General features: G+C 39.7%; 16 protein-coding genes. 6 read left to right on the forward strand and 10 right to left on the reverse strand.

Going from position 1 to position 18,904, the window contains the following annotated elements:
• The 3 genes from VXK47_RS10935 to VXK47_RS10945 all read left to right on the forward strand — a co-directional run.
• The coding region (locus VXK47_RS10935; RefSeq protein ID WP_435548817.1) for an autotransporter outer membrane beta-barrel domain-containing protein at positions 1 to 868 on the forward strand (868 nt) is incomplete at its 5' end.
• Between the two features lie 111 nt (positions 869 to 979).
• Positions 980 to 1,243 (forward strand): transposase, encoded by a 264-nt coding sequence (locus tag VXK47_RS10940; protein ID WP_435548818.1) that lies wholly within the window; start codon positions 980 to 982, stop codon positions 1,241 to 1,243.
• Complete coding sequence (locus tag VXK47_RS10945; protein WP_435548819.1) at positions 1,215 to 1,478, forward strand: hypothetical protein; 264 nt, start codon at positions 1,215 to 1,217, stop codon at positions 1,476 to 1,478. The genes VXK47_RS10940 and VXK47_RS10945 overlap by 29 nt, the downstream gene beginning before the upstream one ends.
• A 144-nt stretch (positions 1,479 to 1,622) precedes the next feature.
• On the opposite strand, the gene typA is transcribed toward VXK47_RS10945, so the two are convergent.
• The 9 genes from typA to VXK47_RS10990 all read right to left on the reverse strand — a co-directional run bounded on the left by typA (position 1,623) and on the right by VXK47_RS10990 (position 14,014).
• On the reverse strand, positions 1,623 to 3,467 hold the full coding sequence (typA, locus tag VXK47_RS10950) for a translational GTPase TypA (protein WP_435548820.1): 1,845 nt from the start codon (positions 3,465 to 3,467) through the stop codon (positions 1,623 to 1,625).
• A 173-nt stretch (positions 3,468 to 3,640) separates the two neighbouring features.
• Positions 3,641 to 6,049: a penicillin-binding protein 1A gene (locus VXK47_RS10955; RefSeq protein WP_435548821.1), complete on the reverse strand. Its 2,409-nt coding sequence runs from the start codon at positions 6,047 to 6,049 to the stop codon at positions 3,641 to 3,643.
• Positions 6,050 to 6,091: 42 nt separating this feature from the next.
• Positions 6,092 to 6,805 carry a cytoplasmic protein gene (locus VXK47_RS10960; protein ID WP_435548822.1) on the reverse strand — a complete coding sequence of 238 codons (714 nt, stop codon included), beginning with the start codon at positions 6,803 to 6,805 and terminating at the stop codon, positions 6,092 to 6,094.
• 61 nt (positions 6,806 to 6,866) lie between these two features.
• Positions 6,867 to 8,960, reverse strand: coding sequence for an elongation factor G (gene fusA / locus VXK47_RS10965; RefSeq protein ID WP_435548823.1), 2,094 nt, complete (start codon positions 8,958 to 8,960; stop codon positions 6,867 to 6,869).
• 17 nt (positions 8,961 to 8,977) lie between these two features.
• Positions 8,978 to 9,907, reverse strand: coding sequence for a universal stress protein (locus tag VXK47_RS10970; protein ID WP_435548824.1), 930 nt, complete (start codon positions 9,905 to 9,907; stop codon positions 8,978 to 8,980).
• A gap of 141 nt (positions 9,908 to 10,048) precedes the next feature.
• The gene (gene moaA, locus VXK47_RS10975; RefSeq protein ID WP_435548825.1) at positions 10,049 to 11,068 is read right to left on the reverse strand and encodes a GTP 3',8-cyclase MoaA; all 1,020 of its coding nucleotides are present in this window, start codon (positions 11,066 to 11,068) and stop codon (positions 10,049 to 10,051) included.
• A gap of 247 nt (positions 11,069 to 11,315) precedes the next feature.
• A complete protein-coding gene (gene cobA, locus VXK47_RS10980; RefSeq protein WP_435548826.1) occupies positions 11,316 to 12,848 on the reverse strand; it encodes a uroporphyrinogen-III C-methyltransferase in 1,533 nt (510 codons plus the stop codon).
• Between the two features lie 9 nt (positions 12,849 to 12,857).
• Entirely contained in the window at positions 12,858 to 13,787 is a 930-nt protein-coding gene (hemC, locus tag VXK47_RS10985) for a hydroxymethylbilane synthase (RefSeq protein ID WP_435548827.1), read from the reverse strand.
• Complete coding sequence (locus VXK47_RS10990; RefSeq protein WP_435548828.1) at positions 13,784 to 14,014, reverse strand: FmdB family zinc ribbon protein; 231 nt, start codon at positions 14,012 to 14,014, stop codon at positions 13,784 to 13,786. Before VXK47_RS10990 ends, hemC begins: the two co-directional genes overlap by 4 nt.
• 369 nt (positions 14,015 to 14,383) lie before the next feature.
• Here VXK47_RS10990 and VXK47_RS10995 point away from each other — a divergent pair, with 369 nt between their 5' ends.
• The 3 genes from VXK47_RS10995 (at position 14,384) to VXK47_RS11005 (ending at position 17,569) form a co-directional block, all read left to right on the forward strand.
• Entirely contained in the window at positions 14,384 to 15,328 is a 945-nt protein-coding gene (locus VXK47_RS10995; RefSeq protein WP_435548829.1) for a radical SAM protein, read from the forward strand.
• Between the two features lie 102 nt (positions 15,329 to 15,430).
• On the forward strand, positions 15,431 to 16,642 hold the full coding sequence (locus VXK47_RS11000; RefSeq protein WP_435548830.1) for a type II secretion system F family protein: 1,212 nt from the start codon (positions 15,431 to 15,433) through the stop codon (positions 16,640 to 16,642).
• A 9-nt stretch (positions 16,643 to 16,651) separates the two neighbouring features.
• Positions 16,652 to 17,569 (forward strand): dihydroorotate dehydrogenase, encoded by a 918-nt coding sequence (locus tag VXK47_RS11005; protein ID WP_435548831.1) that lies wholly within the window; start codon positions 16,652 to 16,654, stop codon positions 17,567 to 17,569.
• A gap of 205 nt (positions 17,570 to 17,774) precedes the next feature.
• Here the strand turns inward: VXK47_RS11005 and VXK47_RS11010 are convergent, their stop codons facing one another.
• Positions 17,775 to 18,665: a GGDEF domain-containing protein gene (locus VXK47_RS11010; protein WP_435548832.1), complete on the reverse strand. Its 891-nt coding sequence runs from the start codon at positions 18,663 to 18,665 to the stop codon at positions 17,775 to 17,777.
• Positions 18,666 to 18,904 lie beyond the last annotated feature (239 nt).

Here is an 18,904-nt window from a genome sequence, read left to right on the forward strand (position 1 = left end):
AAATGTCCGGCGTCGTTTCTACCACCGTTTGAATACGGTTAACAATATCCATGCTAAAATCTTTTCCGCAAATTTTCATGCGGTAACTTTATCATCTCCCTATCACTGTGTCCAGAAAAAAAGTTATGGGACATGCTCAGAATCACCTGCCGGGGATATGGAAACCGTTATAAACGGTCTGCTTGGTCTTTCAGCGGAAGGGGCGCGAAGCGCCCTCAATCAGTCAGGCGGTCTGACCCACACGGCCCTGGCGGAAGCAGCCTCTTTTGCCTTTAACCGCTATCTGACCGTTTTGTCCGACCGGATAAGAGGCTTTGGCGCAACGTCACCCTCCTTATTTGCGGAACAATCCCTCTGGGCGTCCCTGGACAATATCGCAAGCGACGCAGGGGTTACCTCCCCGAAGGAAGACCGCCGCGGTATGTGGATGAAAGGATACGGGAGTATGGGAGACAGAAGAGATGATGACATCTCCTCGAAGTACGATTACACAACCGGAGGCGTAGCCATGGGTTACGACAGGAAGTTGGAAAATAGTTTTCTGCTGGGGGTCTCCGCAGGCTATACCGCAGCGAAAGTCGATATGGACCACCTGGACGACTACGCCAGGGTATCCATTTACCATGCCTCCCTTTACGGGTCTTATCAGACCGCTTCCTGGCACATCAACAGCGCAGTCGCCTATGGGTATAACCGCTACGATACCAGCCGGGACATCGTATTCGGCGGAATCAACCGTACCGCCGACGCCGACTATGACGGACATAACATCAGCGGCTATGCGGAGGCAGGGTATGACTATGATGCAACGATATCCGACGACCGGACACAGCATGCCGGGTCGCTGGGGCTGAAATACAGATGGTAGGAAGGCGATAGAGAAAGATAATATATAAAGCTGTTAAGATATTTAGTGGCACATCTATAATTGGTAACAAGACAGTAAATCACAATTCAAGATGTGACATATATCTTCATTATGCCACGGAAAGCCAGAGTTGATACTACAGGTGCATTACACCACATAATTGTGCGCGGGATCGAACGTCGTAAAATCTTTTACGACAATTTTGATCGAAACGCATTTGCAAACAGGCTAAGCCGGATATTAACTGAAACGCACACTGATTGTTTTGCCTGGGCGCTTATACCAAATCACGTTCATCTTTTGCTGCGAGCCGGGATAGTGGACAATTATAATAGCTTGAAGAAATATGCCTATAGCGGGCATTGCGCGCTATAGGGCAAGTGCCAAAATAATTGGCAGAATACATAATATATATTATCCTTATTTGGTCGGAAGGTATCCAAACACTGTTGAAGCACGCGGAGTGCTATGTTACTGGGCGGCAAGGGAACTTGGCCTCAGCACTTTGGAGCTATCCAAAAAGCTTGGCATTTCTCAGCCCACAGCCAGTCAATCGGCAAAACGTGGTGAAAAGATAGTAAAGGAGAAGGGACTCAAAATAATTGGATAGCTTATATTAATATATCAATACCCGCCACTTATCCCGTCCCCCGAAGATGGCAAAGTATTTGAAGCTCTCTTGCGTTGCCCATAACATTTTTAGAAACCCTGTTGCAATGATTAGCAATTGAAACAGGGTTTTTTTAAATGCTAATTATTGGTCGGTGGCCTTAAGCTTTGCCGATCTCATGGAATGTCTTTTATGGGCGGAAAGTACTGCTTTTCTGATGCGTACCGATTGCGGGGTTACTTCAACCATTTCATCATCGCGGATGAAATTTATTGCACTTTCAAGTGTCTGAAGCTTAACCGGAGCAAGAAGAATATGGTCATCTTTGCCGGAAGCTCTCATGTTTGTTAATTTTTTCTCCTTGCATGCATTTACGTTGATATCGCCTTCCTTGTTATGCTCTCCCACAACCATTCCTTCATATACCGGAGTACCGGGAACAATCAAAAGCCTGCCTCTCGGTTCAAGGTTAAACAAGGCATAAGCGACTGCATTGCCGGATCTGTCTGAAACTATAGAGCCGGTAAATCGTACCGGAAAGTCACCTCTGTATTTTTCATAACCGGAAAAATATGAATTCATTATACCGGTTCCCTTTGTATCCGTAAGAAACTCATCTCTGTAGCCGATAAGCGCTCTTGACGGAATAGAAAATTCGATCCTGACTCTTCCTCTTTCATTGTTTACAAGATTTAACATCCTTCCTTTTTTCGAAGAAAGCTTTTCGGAAACAATTCCGAGAAAGTTTTCATTGCAATCGATAAAAAGATGCTCTATGGGTTCAAGTTTTTCGCCGTCCTTATATTTCATAATAACTTCAGGCCTACCCACACATAGCTCGAAACCTTCCCTGCGCATGGTTTCGATAAGTATAGCCAATTGGAATTCTCCTCTTCCCTTTACAATAAAAGAATCCATCTCCTGTTCATCGCTTACCTGAATTGCAACATTTCTTAGTGTCTCTTTGAACAGCCGTTCGCGAATCTTGCTGGATTGAACATATTTTCCCTCTTTTCCGGAAAAGGGAGAATTATTTATTGAAAATTTCATGGAAACAGTCGGTTCATCAACAGTAATTCTTTTTAAGGCTTTAGGAAAATTACTGGTGCAGATAGTATCTCCGATTTTAACATCCTCAATTCCTGAAAGTACTACTATGTCTCCGGGTTCGGCATTCTTGATTTCAATAATTGTTAAGCCTGCATAAGTTTGCAGTTTGGAAACCTTAAGCGGAATGCAAGCGTTTTCGCTGTTAATGCATATGAGATTATCATGCTGTCCCATTTTACCGTTGGAAACTCTTCCTATTGCAAGTCTTCCGAGATAGTCGGAATATCCAACGTCTGAAACAAGCATCTGAAAGGGCTCTTCGGGATCATAGGAAGGAGGAGGTATTTCTTTTAAAATGGTATCAAGCAGCAGATGAAGATTTTCTCCTTTTTCTTCCAGGCTCTTTTGTGAGATTCCATCACGGCCAATTGCATAAAGAAGAGGGAAATCAAGCTGTTCTTCATTTGCGTCAAGATCTATGAGAAGGTCATATATTTCATCTAAAACCTCATCCGGGCGGGCATCTTTCCGATCGATTTTATTTATCACGACTATAATCTTCAAACCGGCGGCGAGCGCTTTTTTAAGAACGAAACGTGTCTGAGGAAGCGGTCCCTCGGAGGCGTCAACAAGCAAAAGCGCACCGTCCGACATTGAAATGGCTCTTTCTACTTCTCCGCCGAAGTCGGCATGTCCCGGAGTGTCGATTATGTTTATTTTAACGTCTTTCCAGACTACGGAACAGTTTTTGGCTGCAATGGTGATCCCTCTTTCACGTTCAAGATCCATCGAGTCCATTATTCTTTCATCGACCTGCTGCCCTGTTCTGAACAAACCGCTTTGTCTGAACATTCCGTCAACAAGGGTTGTTTTACCGTGATCAACATGGGCAATGATTGCAATATTTCTTATCTTTTCATTTTTAATAAATTCCGTCATATAAATTTCCTGTATTAAATAACATTCTTTCAAAAGGTTTTATCAGTATTAAAATGGAAAACAAAAACAGATTATATTAACAAAATATAATCTGTCGGGTAAGGTTGAGTCTTAATAATGTGCCGGATAAAAAGGCCTTTTAAGGTGGAGGTATTATCCTTTTCATAACAATATTAAAAGCCTGATTTAAAAAAGTCTTCTGTGTCTGTTATAGCGCCCGGCTTATGGGTATATTCTGTCGGGACGGTTCCTTCCTTAAAACATTCAAGAATTGTCTCTTTGGATTCAGGTATGGCCAGAAGACCGGTTTCAGCATCGATTTGTGCAAATTCAATTCCTTCTTCGGTTTCGGGAAAATCTGTTACAGGTTTATCCGCCAGAGCATGCTGCATAAAATCAAACCAGATCGGGCCTGCTGCTACAGCGCCTGTTTCCGATCTTCCCAAAGAAGCCAATTCATCCGATCCGACCCAAACACCTGTAATATATTCAGGAGAATATCCTATAAACCATGCATCATACAAATCGTTAGTCGTGCCGGTTTTGCCGACAACCGGTCTGTTAAGTCCAAGCATTTTTTTGCCGGTTCCATAGGTTACAACACTTCTGAGAAGGCTTGTCATTATATATGCGGTATTTTTTCCAATTACCTGATTAAAAGAAGGTTTTGCTTCTTCAAGAACTCTTCCATCCCGGTTAACCACTTTTTCTATAAACAGCGGCTGAATCAGACGGCCCTGATTCGCAAAAACCGAATAAGCCCTTACAAGCTCAAATAAAGAAACGCCAGAAGAGCCTAAAGCAAGCGACAGATTATTGCTTAACTCGGAAGTGATTCCCAGATTTCCGGCGTATTTTATAGCATAATCAACACCTATGGCTTTTAATATCTTGATTGTGACTACGTTGCGTGAGTGGGCAAGGGCGTCACGCAGAAGAGTCCGCCCGTTAAATTTATCATCATAGTTTTTGGGTTTCCAGACAAGGCTGGTCGCGCTGTTTTCAAAAGTAATCGGGGAATCGATTAATACGCTTGCAGGTGTAAATCCGTTGTCAATAGCTGCGGCATAAATTATCGGTTTGAAAGCGGAGCCCGGCTGCCGTTTTGATTGAATGGCCCTGTTGAACTGGTTTTTTGAAAAATCATAGCCACCTACCATAGCTTTAACATAACCGGTTTTCGCTTCTATGCAAAGCAGTGCCGATTCCTTATTGGGTTCCTGCTCAAGTGACACAGCCCATAATTCTTTATATCTATTATCATTAATCCGGTTTTTAATCTTAACAAGGATTAGATCACCTGCCTTAAAATATTTTTTCAGAGCCGCCTCATAATAATTACCTTCTGAATCAACAGATTGTGTTATAGCCCATTTCATGTCTTCAGGTTGTATTATTCCATATGCATCACCGATACGGACAATAACATTGTTGCCATCTAAAGATGTTACAACTGCTTTTAAAATAATTCCTTCTTTTAAAGGAGTTTCTTTCATAATTTTATTTGTTTCATCTAAAACCGGCTTTATTTCAGAAGAAGAGAGATGTTTCACCGGGCCTCTGTAGCTATGCCTTTTATCAAGGTCCTGCAATCCCTTTCTTAAAGCTTCGCGGGCTGCTATCTGCATGCCAATATTACAGGAGGTGTAAATATTAAACCCTCTCTTATACAATACGTCCTGTCCGTATTTTTGTTCCAGATATTGCCTGATATATTCGGAAAAATAGGGCGCAACTTCCATGTACAGGCTGTGTCTCTGCTGAATCTCTATCTTTGTATCAAGGGCTTGTTTGAGCTGATCTTTTGTTATATATCCTTCCTCCAGCATACGATCCAAAACATATATCTGGCGTTGTTTTGATTTATCCATATTTCTGTATGGAGAATATCTTGTTGGAGCCTGGGGAAGACCTGCAAGCAGAGCGCATTCAGCCAGATTCAGTTCACTTGCTGATTTGCCGAAATATTTCTCGGATGCGGCTTCAACTCCGTATGCCCCGTTACCAAAATAAATCTGATTCAAATACAGATATAAAATTTCATCCTTTGAAAAAGTTTTGTCTATCTTGTAGGCAAGGATAGCCTCGTTTATTTTTCTTTTGTAGCTTTTTTCGGGAGTTAATAAAAATGATTTGGTAACCTGCTGGGTTATAGTGCTTCCTCCCTGAACAATTGATCCGGCCTCTATGTTTTTTATGAAGGCTCTGAGTATACTTTGTATATCCACTCCCTTGTGTTTATAAAATCTCGAATCTTCAGCTGAAATGAAGGCAGCCTTCAGCATGGAAGGGATTTTTCCCGAAGGAATTAATATTCTGTATTCCTTATAAAATTCAGCTATTTTTTGATTATCATCCGAGTACACTGTTGTAACAACCGGCGGGTTGTAATCGGCCAGGTTGGATATTTTGGGAATCTCCTGTGTTATATGCAGATAAAAGCCTAATATTGTGAGAAAGACAAAAGATATTGCTATAAGCGCCGCCCATAGTGTCCATTTTAATATTTTTGCTGTTAATCCCTTTTCTTTACGGGTTGACCGCTCTTTTAATATTTTTGAAACCTTTTTTTTCCTTCGCATATGAAACATTTCCCGATTGTTACCAAGCAGTATACTTTACTTCTATGTTGTTTGCTGTATCCATTTATTTTCTTTAATAAGCATCGTTGTCGGATCAATAAAAAGTTCGGTTTCACCTGAATCAGGTTTTCCTCCCTTAAGTGCCTTGAGTTGAATATCTTTTCCATCAGGCTGTATCAGTATGGTTTTTTCAAAAAGGTATTCAATATCATTAAAGTGAGCAGGTATCCCCAGAGGTGTTTCATCTTTTTGAATGCGAACCGTAAACCAGAGTTTAAGAGAATGGTTTTGGGCAAAGGTTTTAAGCTCTAAAAGCGATTCTTTTTGCGACACATCAAATGGGAGACCATCGATCAGAATAATATGGGGGCGGAAAATATTCTGCTCCATAAGTTCTGTCAACCTTTCTTCCAGTTTTGGAACACTGAAGCCCTCGACTTCAAATGTCATTATAAACCTGTGCGGGAGCAATGTTTCAAATAATTGTTCCTGATCTTCAATGCTGTGTTGAGATGCGATGTTACGGTATACTTCTTTGTACCATAGACCGACTTTTTTAACCGGATCATTCAGGCTAATATGAAGAACATTATTATTGCTGAGCAGATTGTAAATCGCCAGTTGAATAAGAAGAGCCGTTTTACCGACACCCGCATATGCCAGTATGGCACCGAAACCACCATCCTGAATTATTTCCGTTTCACTTCCTACCAGCCTTTCCAGAGGATGGCGGAGACTAAAACTATCTTTAATCATTTTGTATGCTCCTTAAAAATATATATCAATCTATTTGTTGTTATCAACATAACGCAACAGTTTATACTGTTTTCTGTGAGTTCTTTTTTTCTTCAGCAGCTTTTTTCACCAATTCTTCCGCAACTGATTGGGGGGCCTGTTTGTAGGTCGCAAACTCCATTGTAAACTGTGCCTTGCCCTGAGTAGTGGACCTTAAGACAGTTGAATATCCGAACATTTCAGCAAGAGGAACCTGAGCTTCAACTACACAGGAAGTTACTTCATCCTGGGTACCGAAAATTATTCCGCGCCGCTGGTTCAATGATCCTAAAACAGCGCCCTGAAACTCGGTTGGAGTTTCAACAACAACTTTCATTATCGGTTCAATAATAACAGGTTTTGCTTTGGAATAAGCTTCAAGAAAAGCGCCGCGTGACGCAGCCTGAAAAGCCATGTCGGAAGAATCGACAGCATGTGAGGCACCGTCGTTTATAACAATTTTCACTCCTGTTACAGGATATTCCAGCTTCGGACCTTTTGCCAGGCAATTCCTGAATCCTTTTTCGCATGCATCGATATACTGAGTCGGGATAGCTCCGCCTTTAACCTGATTATCAAATACGAATTCTTCATCAACCGGCTCCATATAACCTGCCACACGGCCATATTGTCCCGCACCACCGGTCTGCTTTTTATGAGTATAATTAAATTCAGCCTTTCTTGTAATTGTTTCTCTGTATGCTACTTTTGGCACACCCGATACAACTTGTGCATTATATTCGCGCCGCATCCTTTCCAGGTAAACATCAAGATGAAGCTCACCCATGCCTGAAATTATTGTATCGCCTGTTTCATCGCTTGTATAGGTTTTAAAAGTAGGATCTTCTTTTGTAAACCTGTTTAACGCCTTGGACATGTTTACTTCCGATTTATTGTCCTTGGGTTTAATCGCAAGAGAGATAACCGGTTTCGGCACATACATAGATGTCATTGTATAGCTTAAGCCTGAAGATACGAAAGTATCTCCCGAGGCGCAGTCAATACCGAATAAAGCACCTATATAACCTGCCGGGATTGATTCTATCTCCTCCATCTGACTGGCATGCATCCGTACTACTCTGCCGACTTTTACTTTTTTACCGGTTCGCACATTGTAAATATTGTCTCCTTTTGCAAGCAGGCCCTGATATACACGAATATATGTAAGCTGGCCATATTGGCCTTCTTCCAGTTTGAAGGCAAGTGCTACAAGAGGTTTACTGATATCGGCTTCAAGAATGACAGGCTCCTCATTATTATCCATATCCAGAGCTGTGTTCTCAGTATCATAAGGGCATGGAAGAAATTTAATTACAGCATCAAGAAGAGGTTGAACACCTTTGTTTTTATAGGCAGAGCCCATTAAAACAGGTGTCAGTTTTCTTGACAGGGTTCCTGTTCGAAGAGCAGCAATTATCATAGCTTCGGGGATCTCTTTTTCTTCAAGAATTGCTTCGGTCAGCTCATCTGAAAATATTGAAGCGGCATCGATAAGTTCTTCTCTTTTATTGCCTGCCAGTTCCTTAAGATTGCCGGGGATATCTTCTATTCTTATTATTTCTCCGTTTTTTCCGTCAAAATATATTGCCTTCATTGACAGCAAATCGATAATACCTTCAAAATCGGCCTCAAGTCCTATCGGGATCTGAATAGCTACGGCGTTATGCCCCAGTTTTTCTTTAAGCTGCTTGATTACTTTTTCCGGATTTGCGCCGCTTCTATCACATTTATTTATAAAAGCAAGGCACGGCACTTTATATCTCTTCATTTGAAGATCGACTGTAATTGACTGTGATTGTACGCCTCCCACAGAACAAAGAACAAGAACGGCTCCGTCTAACACCCTTAAAGATCGCTCAACTTCTATTGTAAAGTCAACATGTCCCGGGGTATCAATTATATTGATTTCATGTCCGAGCCATTCACAGAAAGTAGCGGCGGAAGCAATGGTTATGCCCCTTTCCTTTTCAAGCTCCATGGAATCCATTGTAGCACCAACGCCGTCTTTCCCTTTTACATCATGGATTGCATGAATACGTTTTGTATAAAAAAGAATTCTTTCCGTCAGCGTTGTTTTACCGGAATCTATATGTGCACTTATTCCGATATTCCTGAATTTAGTAATATCCTGATTCATTTTTTCGTCCTTTTAACTTAAGAAACTACCCAAACAGCTCGATTTGAAATATGATTTATTACATATCTTGACACACTTCCCATGAAAATAGATTTACTGATACCGCTTCTTCCCACAACTATGGTTCCATAATTTCCTTTCTCTGATTCACTGATTATGGCTTTTCCGGGATTTAAAAATCTTGAAGAAAATTTGAAATGGATCTGGTTTTCTCTCAATCCGGCTTTTTCCAGCAGAGTTTTTGCTTTTAAAAAAACATGTTCAATATTATGCCTGCTTGATGTTTCAATTATTTTATCAATATCATTCCTGTTTTTGCCGGTGTTTTTCGCTCCAATCATTTTAATTTTTGGAATAACATAATACAGTGTGATATCAGCAGTATCACTATTGCTTACTATAAAAGCAAGATGATCAATTGCTCTCATTGAGCTTATAGACCCATCCATAGCAACCATGATTTTTGAAGACGTTATTGTTCCGTCTGTTAACCAAACCGGTACAGCAGTGCAATGTTCCAGAATATTACTGGTAACGCTGCCCATAAAGGTTTTTTGTATACGTGAAAAACCCCTTCGTCCAACCACGATAGCGTCATAAGGATGTTTTTGCCCAAAATCGAGGATATCTTTTGCCACACACTGTAATTTGGGCTGCGAGGCAATTTCTATTCTGTTTGCATCTATCCCTGAATTAATTATAAAATCCTTGTATTTGACAAGGATACGATGCGAAGCCGCTTCATTTCTTTTTATAATTTTATTCAGCTCATTTTGTATTTGCATATTTTTTTTAGCTTCATCAATGATATATTGCGATATGGAACCTTGAACATTAAAAAGGATATATGAAATATCCGGTATCACTTTGGAAACATTTACCGCATATTTTACTGAATGCCTGGAATAAACAGAGTCATCAACCGCTATAACTATTTTTTTTTGCATAAAGCCTCTCTTCATTGATCTTTTTCTCTTATATTATTATTATTTCGGTTATATGACAAATAATAAAAACCCAATAGCATATTTATCTTAACGGATAGATATTAAGAAGTCTGTCATAAAAAGAAAATAATATAGAATTTGTCAGCCACCGATTTTAGACATATGACCTGGAATAATGCCGGCACAGTTTGAGGAAAGAGGGTGCTCGAAAGGTTTATCATAAACCGTCCTAAGAATAATTTCAGCCAGCTTATCGTCTGAACACCCGTTTCTAAGCGGAGTTTTAAGATCTGTTTCGGTATCTGATAACAGACAGGTTTTAAGGTTGCCGCTTGCCGTGAGTCTAAGCCTGTTGCAACTGCTGCAAAAATGCTCACTTATAGGTCTTATGAAACCTATTTCGCCTTTGGCATTTTCAAATTTAAAACGTTGGGCAGGGCCGTCAAACCTGTTTCTTTGAACAGGGTTCAGGTGGCCAATGGAACTTATAATGTTTTTTATTTCAGGAGCAAAAAGCTGCCTTGACGTCAGATGTGATGTGCCTATAGGCATATATTCTATAAATCTGATGTGAAAGGGATAAGAAAAAGTCAATCCCGCGAAATCAAGCAGTTCATCGTCATTAATTCCGCGTAAAACAACCACATTAAGTTTTATTGGATAAAAACCCGAATCATGGGCTGCCATTATGCTTGACCATACCTCATTAAAAGCATCAGAGCCTGTGATTTTTTTGAATTTATCTTTTTTCAGGGTATCCAGGCTGATATTTAAGCGCTTAATGCCGGCAGATTTAATTTTTCCTATTTTTTCTTTCAACAATATACCATTTGTCGTAATTGAGAGATCTGAAAGTTCTTCCAACCGGCCTAATTTGATTAAAAAATCACAAACTCCTTTTCTTACGAGCGGTTCGCCGCCTGTTACCCTGATCTTTGAAATACCAAGTTTAATAAATATTAAGGCTAAGCGGAATATTTCCTCATAACTTAAAATTTCTCTGCCGGGAAGCTTTTGAATTTTACCATGGGTCATACAATATATACACTGCATGTTACAGCGATCTGTAACTGATATGCGAAGGTAGTCAAGCCGCCGGTTATATTTATCAACCAGTTTTATCTCAGGCAGTTTTATTGTATCAGCGCCGCTTGCGGTCATCTAATTGTTTCCATTGCATATTAGCCAAAAAACATCGTTATTATAATATATTATTCAATTTTGTTATCGAATCGAAGATATATAGCAAGTGCAGTATTGTCAAGCATGATAGCTTCGAAAAAAGCCGGAAAACTTAATATTTTGTCATTCCGGCTAAGGCCTGAAAGCAGCAAATTCAATATATTCCGGATATCGGCTTTCGTAGATATAACGATTTGGGTACTTTTTACGATTCAATGAATTCGTTTTACACGATTTTTGTATAATATTGAAGAATTGCTTCGTACAGTCCGGGTATTGTAAAGGAATTTGCGATAATCCCAACCTTTATGCCCATATTTTTTGCAGTATCGGCGGTAATCGGACCAATTGCAGCAACAACAACATCTTTCGTCAGTTCCCCAATGTTACCGGCAGGTAGAAGGGCTGCAAAATTTTTTACAGTTGATGAACTCGTAAAGGTTACCATATCAATTGTTTTGTTTGTTAACTCTTCGATAAGGTTTATGGACTCATCGCATACAGAACTTGTTTTGTATGCCGTAACTTCATCTACAATAGCTCCCATTTTAAAAAGCTCTTCAGGAAGTATCGCCCTTGCCTCACTTGCCCTCGGCAGCAAAACTTTTTGCCCTCTCAATTCCTCGTTCTTAAAAGAATCTATAATTGATTCAGCAATATATGTTTTAGGAACAATATCACTTTTGATCCCGTATTCAAAAAGTCTTTTTTCAGTGGCCGGACCTATAACGGCTGTTTTAAGATTGCCGACAGATCGCATATCAAGTCCTTTTGAAAAAAGACGATCAAAAAAGAAACTTACTCCATTTACACTTGTAAATACGAGCCAGTCATAGGTTGAAAGATTCCCGATAGCTTTATCAAGAGGAGCCCAATCATCAGGCGGTTCAACTTTTATTGCAGGAAGCTCAATACAGTCAGCTCCGTTTTCAGATAACAGATTTACCAGATCACTTGCCTGTTCTCTTGCTCTTGTGACAACAATTCGTTTGCCAAGAAGCGGTTTTTTCTCATACCAGCAAAGAGTATCCTTTAATTTTACCACATCGCCGACCACTATTATAGAAGGCGGCTTTAACCCGGCGGCTTTAACACGCTCAACAATATTGGATAATTTGCCTGAAACACTGGCCTGTTTTGGGGTTGTTCCCCATTGAATAAGAGCTATCGAGGTATCCGGAGACATACCATTATCTATCAGACAACCCACGATATTTGGCAGATTTTTTACACCCATAAAAAAAACAATGGTACCGATTCCTTTTACAAGAGCTTCCCAGTTGATCCCGGATTTTTCTTTTTCAGGATTTTCATGTCCTGTGACAAAAGCAACCGTTGAAGTAAATGACCTGTGAGTTAATGGTATCCCGGCATATGCAGGAGCTGCAATAGCTGAAGTAACTCCCGGAACAATCTCAAATGAGATATTCTTTTCGGCAAGCACTTCGGCTTCTTCTGCGCCACGTCCGAATATAAACGGATCTCCGCCTTTAAGCCTTGTAACTACATGTCCTTCCCCCGCTTTTTTAGCAATGAGATCATTGATATTGTCCTGAGACATTGAATGATTGCCGCCCTGTTTGCCTGCGTAAATGATTTCAGCATCCTTTCGGGCGTATTTTAATAGAAAAGATGATGCAAGATAATCATAGACTATAACATCGGCGCGCTCAATACACTGCCTGCCTTTTAAAGTAATCAGACCCGGATCTCCCGGTCCTGCCCCTACCAAATATACTTTACCTTTTTTATTTTCCATTATTTCTGCTTATAACACATTTAAATTATCAAGCAATCTTTTGGCTCCCATAGAAATAAGTCTGTCGGCAAGTGCGGCTCCTATGCTTTCAGATGATTCAAGAGAACCTCTTTGAGTGTCTGTGATAATTGTTTTACCATCGGGATCGGCAACAAGACCTCTTATGATAAAGATGTCATTTTCAACTTTTCCATAACCGGCAATAGGAACCTGGCAACCGCCTTCAATCCTTTTTAAAAAAGCCCGCTCACCCAAAACAACAGCACGGGTTACAAAGTGATTCATCTCATTTATAAAGCCGGAAATATCATGATCATCTTTTCTTATTTCTATGCATAAAGCCCCCTGTCCAACTGCAGGAAGCATAGTATCTTCATTTAAATACTCAGTAATTATCTTTTCGAGCCCAAGCCGTTTTACCCCGGCTGCTGCAAGTATTATGGCATCAATTTCACCCATCTCAAGTTTGTTTATTCTTGTGTCAAGATTTCCTCTTAAAGGCGCTATCACAAGATCCGGTCTTATACGCTTTATCTGGGCAATACGGCGCAGGCTGCTTGTGCCTACCAGCGCTCCTTCAGGCAGCTGCGACAACAAAAGCCCTTTTCCTGAAATCAGAACATCGCGGGGATTCTCACGTTCCGGTATTGCTCCGATGCAAAGGCCGTCATGCAAATCGGCAGGCATATCTTTCATGCTATGGACAGCAATATCAATGCTGCTATCTGCAAGAGACTGCTCAATCTCTTTAACAAAAAGTCCTTTTCCTCCGACTTTTGCGAGTGCTACATCAAGTATCCGATCACCTTTTGTCTTAATAATTTTAAGCTCAACGCTAAGATCGGTGAATTTTTGCACAAGATAAGATTTTACCCACTCAGCCTGCCATAGCGCCAGCTTGCTTCCTCTTGTGCCTATGATTATTTTTCTTTTTATCAATGTCCGCAACTCGAACAGCTTGAAGATGAACAGGACCCGCAAGAAGATGCTGATGCCGAATGCCCCGTTGTTTCTCCGCCTGCTCCCTTGCTGATAAAACCACATGCTGAAATAAGTTTTTTCACTTTTTTGCTATCGCAGGTAGGACAAAATGGTTTTTCTTTTCCAAAAACTATGAATTCAAAATCAAGATCGCATTTATCACAGTGATATTCGTATATTGGCATATTTAAGCTCCTTAATATTATTTCAGGCAACCTACAACAGATTTCCCATGTTGCAGCTTGAATTTATATTTAATTTGTTTTCTTTTATCATTATAAAAAGACACGGGCAAGCAGTTATTTTGAAATCATACAGTACGTTATTTTTTGTTCCGGCAGATAAATCAAAGGATGCAAAATGCTTAATCGTATGCTGCTAATATTTTTTCATAATAACCACCTGTTAACAAAAAATGTGCATTTGTACAGAAGTTGCGGCATGTTTGATTTCAGATAAATATCAAAATCTTGTGTTAAAGTGTAATTTAAACCTATTGTTGTTTGATTTGGATTATGTTATAACATCAAAGTTTTCAGCTGATTAGTGTATATATGAAAAATAAATTAAATTCAGAGTATCAGTATATATTTGGACCAATACCGTCAAGACGCCTGGGTGTTTCTCTGGGAGTTGATCTTTTGCCTTCAAAGACCTGCACTCTTGATTGCGTATATTGCGAATGCGGCAAAACGAAAAATCTTACTATCACACAAAAAGAGTATGTGCCGGTTGATAATGTTAAATATGAGCTAAAGAGTTTATTATCAAATGCTCCCGACATAGATTATATTACCTTTGCCGGTTCGGGTGAGCCGACTTTACACAGTTGTCTTGGAGATTTAATACGGTTTTTAAAATGTGATTATTCACATTACCGGGTGGCGGTATTGACTAACGGAACACTTTTTTATGAACCGGCAGTCATAAAGCAGGTTCTTGATGCTGATATTGTCAAAGTATCGATAGATGCCGGATCTGACGATACTTTTGTCCGCATAAACAGACCTCATCATGCGCTTAGACTATCAAAAATTACAGACGGCCTGATAGAATTAAGAAAAAAATATAATAAAGAATTGTGGATTGAAGTATTTCTTGTTAATAATTTAAATAATAACCCTGAAGAGCTGAAAAAAATTAAAGATCTTATTAACCTGATAAAGCCTGCCCGGGTTCATTTAAATACCCTTGACAGACCGGGAACGGAAAGCTGGGTTGAAGCAGCACAACAAGCAGTTTTAACGGATGTTGCAAAATATTTAAATGATGCAAAACTAATTGATAACGACAAAATATCCGGTAAAATTTCAGGTAATAAAACAGAGGAATTTATAATAGCTACAGTCAAAAGGCGGCCTATTACAGCAAAAGATGTTTCCGGCATATTAAAGATTAATGAGATTGATGCCGAAAAGAGCCTTAATGCTCTATTTGAAAGCGGTCTGGTTGATAAAAAAAAAATGCCGCGGGGAGTATTTTATTTTAAAAGAAACTGATGATTAACATTTTGTAATTTTTTTTCTACGAAAAATTTTATATAGTTCTCTTTATAGTTAGCTTTTGACAATATGTCTATTATAGCAATGGGAGGGTCGAGCATGCCTGTTTATCAATGGAAAGGACGCAACAAAAAAGGGCAGATCCAAAAAGGAGAGATAGAAGCTTCCAGTGAAGAAGTAGTAAAAAACAAACTCAGCATCCAAAAAATCACACCTGTCAAAATAAAGGAAAAACCGAAGGATCTATTTGAAAATATTTCTTTTCTGCAACCTAAGGTTGCAGAGTCGGATATAATTATATTTGCCCGGCAATTTTCCACAATGATTGATGCAGGTCTTCCCATTCTCCAATGTCTGGATATACTTTACTCCCAGCAGGAGAATAAGACTTTTAAAATTATGCTTAAGAAGATCAAAGAATCGGTAGAAAGCGGTTCAACTTTAGCAGACGCTTTAAAAAAATATCCTGAACAATTTGATGATCTTTTTACGAATATGATTGCAGCAGGTGAAACGGGCGGTGTTCTCGATGTAATTTTACAGCGGCTTGCCGCATATATAGAAAAAGCATCAAAACTTAAATCGCAGGTAAAAGGCGCCATGGTATATCCTGCGGTCACTCTTATTATCGCTTTTATAGTACTTGTAGTAATTCTTGTTTTTGTTATTCCGGTTTTCCAGCAGATGTTTAAGGATTTTGGAGGCGAACTTCCCGTACCAACCCAGGTTGTTGTGGCTATGAGCGAATTTGTCAAAACGAAAATAATTTATCTTATAGTTGCAATTATTCTTTTTGTAATAGCATTTAAGAAATTCTCCAAGACTGAAAAAGGACGGATAGTCATTGATGATTTTATTCTCAAAATTCCTGCTTTTGGTACTTTGTTGCGTAAAGTCGCGGTAGCCAAATTTACGCGAACAATGTCAACCATGCTTTCAAGCGGCGTTTCAATATTGGAAGCGCTTGATATAGTAGCCAAGACTTCCGGAAACAAGATCATTGAAAAAGCCATATACGATGTTCGTTCCGGAATTTCGGAAGGTCGCACCATGTCCGAACCTCTTTGGGAAAGCGGCATTTTTCCTTCTATGGTATGCCAGATGATTTCCGTGGGTGAATCTACCGGCGCCCTTGATGTTATGCTCAGCAAGATCGCCGATTTCTATGATGAAGAAGTTGATCAGGCAGTTTCAAATCTCATGTCTCTTATTGAACCATTTATGCTGGTGTTCTTAGGGGTTACTCTCGGAGGCCTGGTTATAGCAATGTATCTTCCGATATTTAAAATGGCCGGTGCAATTGGAGGTTAACGATTATTTATGAGCAAGACCGATTTAAGAGTCGATATTGGAGGAATCAAACTAAAAAATCCGGTTATGACGGCTTCAGGCACTTTCGGATATGCACAGGAGTTTGAGCCATATATAGATTTAAACAGAATAGGAGCTATAATAGTAAAAGGTCTGTCTCTTGAGCCTTCAAGAGGAAATAAACCCCCACGTATTGTTGAAACGCCATGCGGTATGTTAAATGCCATAGGTCTGGAAAATATAGGGATTAACAATTTTATCAATAAAGTACTGCCTTTTCTGAAAACCATATCAACGCCAACTATTGTCAATATCTACGGCACAAGCATCGATGAATACTCTCTGCTTGCTGAAATGATAGATGATATCGAAGAAATATCCGGAATAGAAGTAAACATATCCTGTCCCAATGTTGAAAAAGGAGGGGTAGCTTTTGGAGTTAATCCAAAGGCAGCTTATAAAGTTACTAAAGCGGTACGCAAGAAAACATCCAAACCTCTTATGGTAAAACTTTCCCCAAATGTTACCGACATTACGGAAATAGCTTTAAGCGCAGCCGATGCAGGAGCAGATTCCTTGTCTTTAATTAACACGATTACAGGCATGTCGATAGACATCAAAACAAGACGCTCAAGGCTTGCAAATATAACCGGAGGACTTTCCGGCCCTGCAATAAAGCCGATAGCTCTCAGAATGGTATGGCAGGTAGCCAAAAAAGTGGATATTCCTGTAGTAGGTGTAGGAGGGATATTTACTGCCGATGATGCTATTGAATTTATAATAGCAGGCGCAACAGCGGTTCAGATCGGCACAGCCAATTTTATCAATCCCAGAGCAACCATTGAGGTAATAAAGGGGATTGAGGATTTTCTGACAGATAGAAACATCCCAAGAGTTACTGAACTTGTAGGCACTTTGGATACATAGTATCTTCTTTCTGAATAACCAACATCCTATTATTTCAACTAAATTTAGCAACTCATTATCACGCTCTTTTGTGCTGAACGTGGTTTTGGAGCCAGCCAATATTATAAATTATAGGCGGCTATAGAAATTGTTATAAATCTGTTCCGTTTGGGTATGAGTGAGTATACGGATTGTAGAAAATTTGGATTTAAGAAACACATTCAATTCAGGATGAAGATGCTTTCTTTTGTTTTTTCTGCTCATACATTAATTTATCAGCCTGTGATATGAGTTCGTCAATTGAACGGGGATTTTCCGGGTCCTGAAAAGAACCGCCGATACTGATTGACAGCTTGTATGTCCGGTTTTCCTGTTCATTTTGTTTTTCAATCAGGTAGTCAAGACGGGAAGTAAATATTTCGGGATTTTCCTCTTTCATATCTATTGCAAGCGCAGCAAACTCATCCCCTCCCAGGCGGGCGATTATATCGGATGTTCTGAAAGTCTCCCTGAAAACAGATGCTGCTTCAATCAGCGCCTTGTCTCCTTCCTTATGGCCAAGTCTGTCGTTAATATCCTTTAAACCATCCAGATCTGCAAAAAAAAGCATCATTCCGTTCTTGTTTCTGCCTGCCAATTTAAGCTGCCTGTCGGCAAAAGTCATAAACCCCCTTCTGTTGTAAAGGCCTGTCAGCTGATCCGTTATAGAAAGGGTGATAACCTCTTTTTCTATTTTTTCACGATAAACCAGTTGTTTCCATAAATGCCGGGTGCTGACTGCAATTCCACCTATTCCAAGTAACCATAAAAAACTGTAAGCGATCAGTGCATCATTAATTTGTGACCGCTCAAGTGATCTTAAGGGTTCCATGGGTATTGATATGTTGATTCCTCCGCGAATATCACCTTCTTTATAGCCCTGTTTGGCACGGTAAAGAACATCCTTATTATAGGATATTTCAGCGCTTATATTGGCAAGCCTCGTAGTTGAATGTTTAAGCTGGTATATATCCCATCCAAGAGTTGCAAAGACCCCTGATGTCCAGATCACAATAAGAATTATAAAATAACGGTTAATGTTTTTTGTGCCCGGTTTTATATTATCCATAAAATCCATTTTAAGAATCTCCGGAATATATTTTGGATATAGTCATTACCGCTGTTTGCCGATCGATTAATTTCGATTGCGCATTTTATTCAAACTTAAAGCCTTTCTCTATAATGGACCCCGAAATTTGAACTGATGGTTAAGCTGCTTTTTCTGTGATATTGACTCCATTATAAAGGAGACAGAATGAGAAAGCAATATCCAGGGAATTTTAAAGCAAAGGTTGCATTGGAAGCCATCAGGTCAGA

Source organism: Desulfobacterium sp. N47, from assembly GCF_051233685.1.
Classification (GTDB): Bacteria; Desulfobacterota; Desulfobacteria; order Desulfobacterales; family RPRI01; genus RPRI01.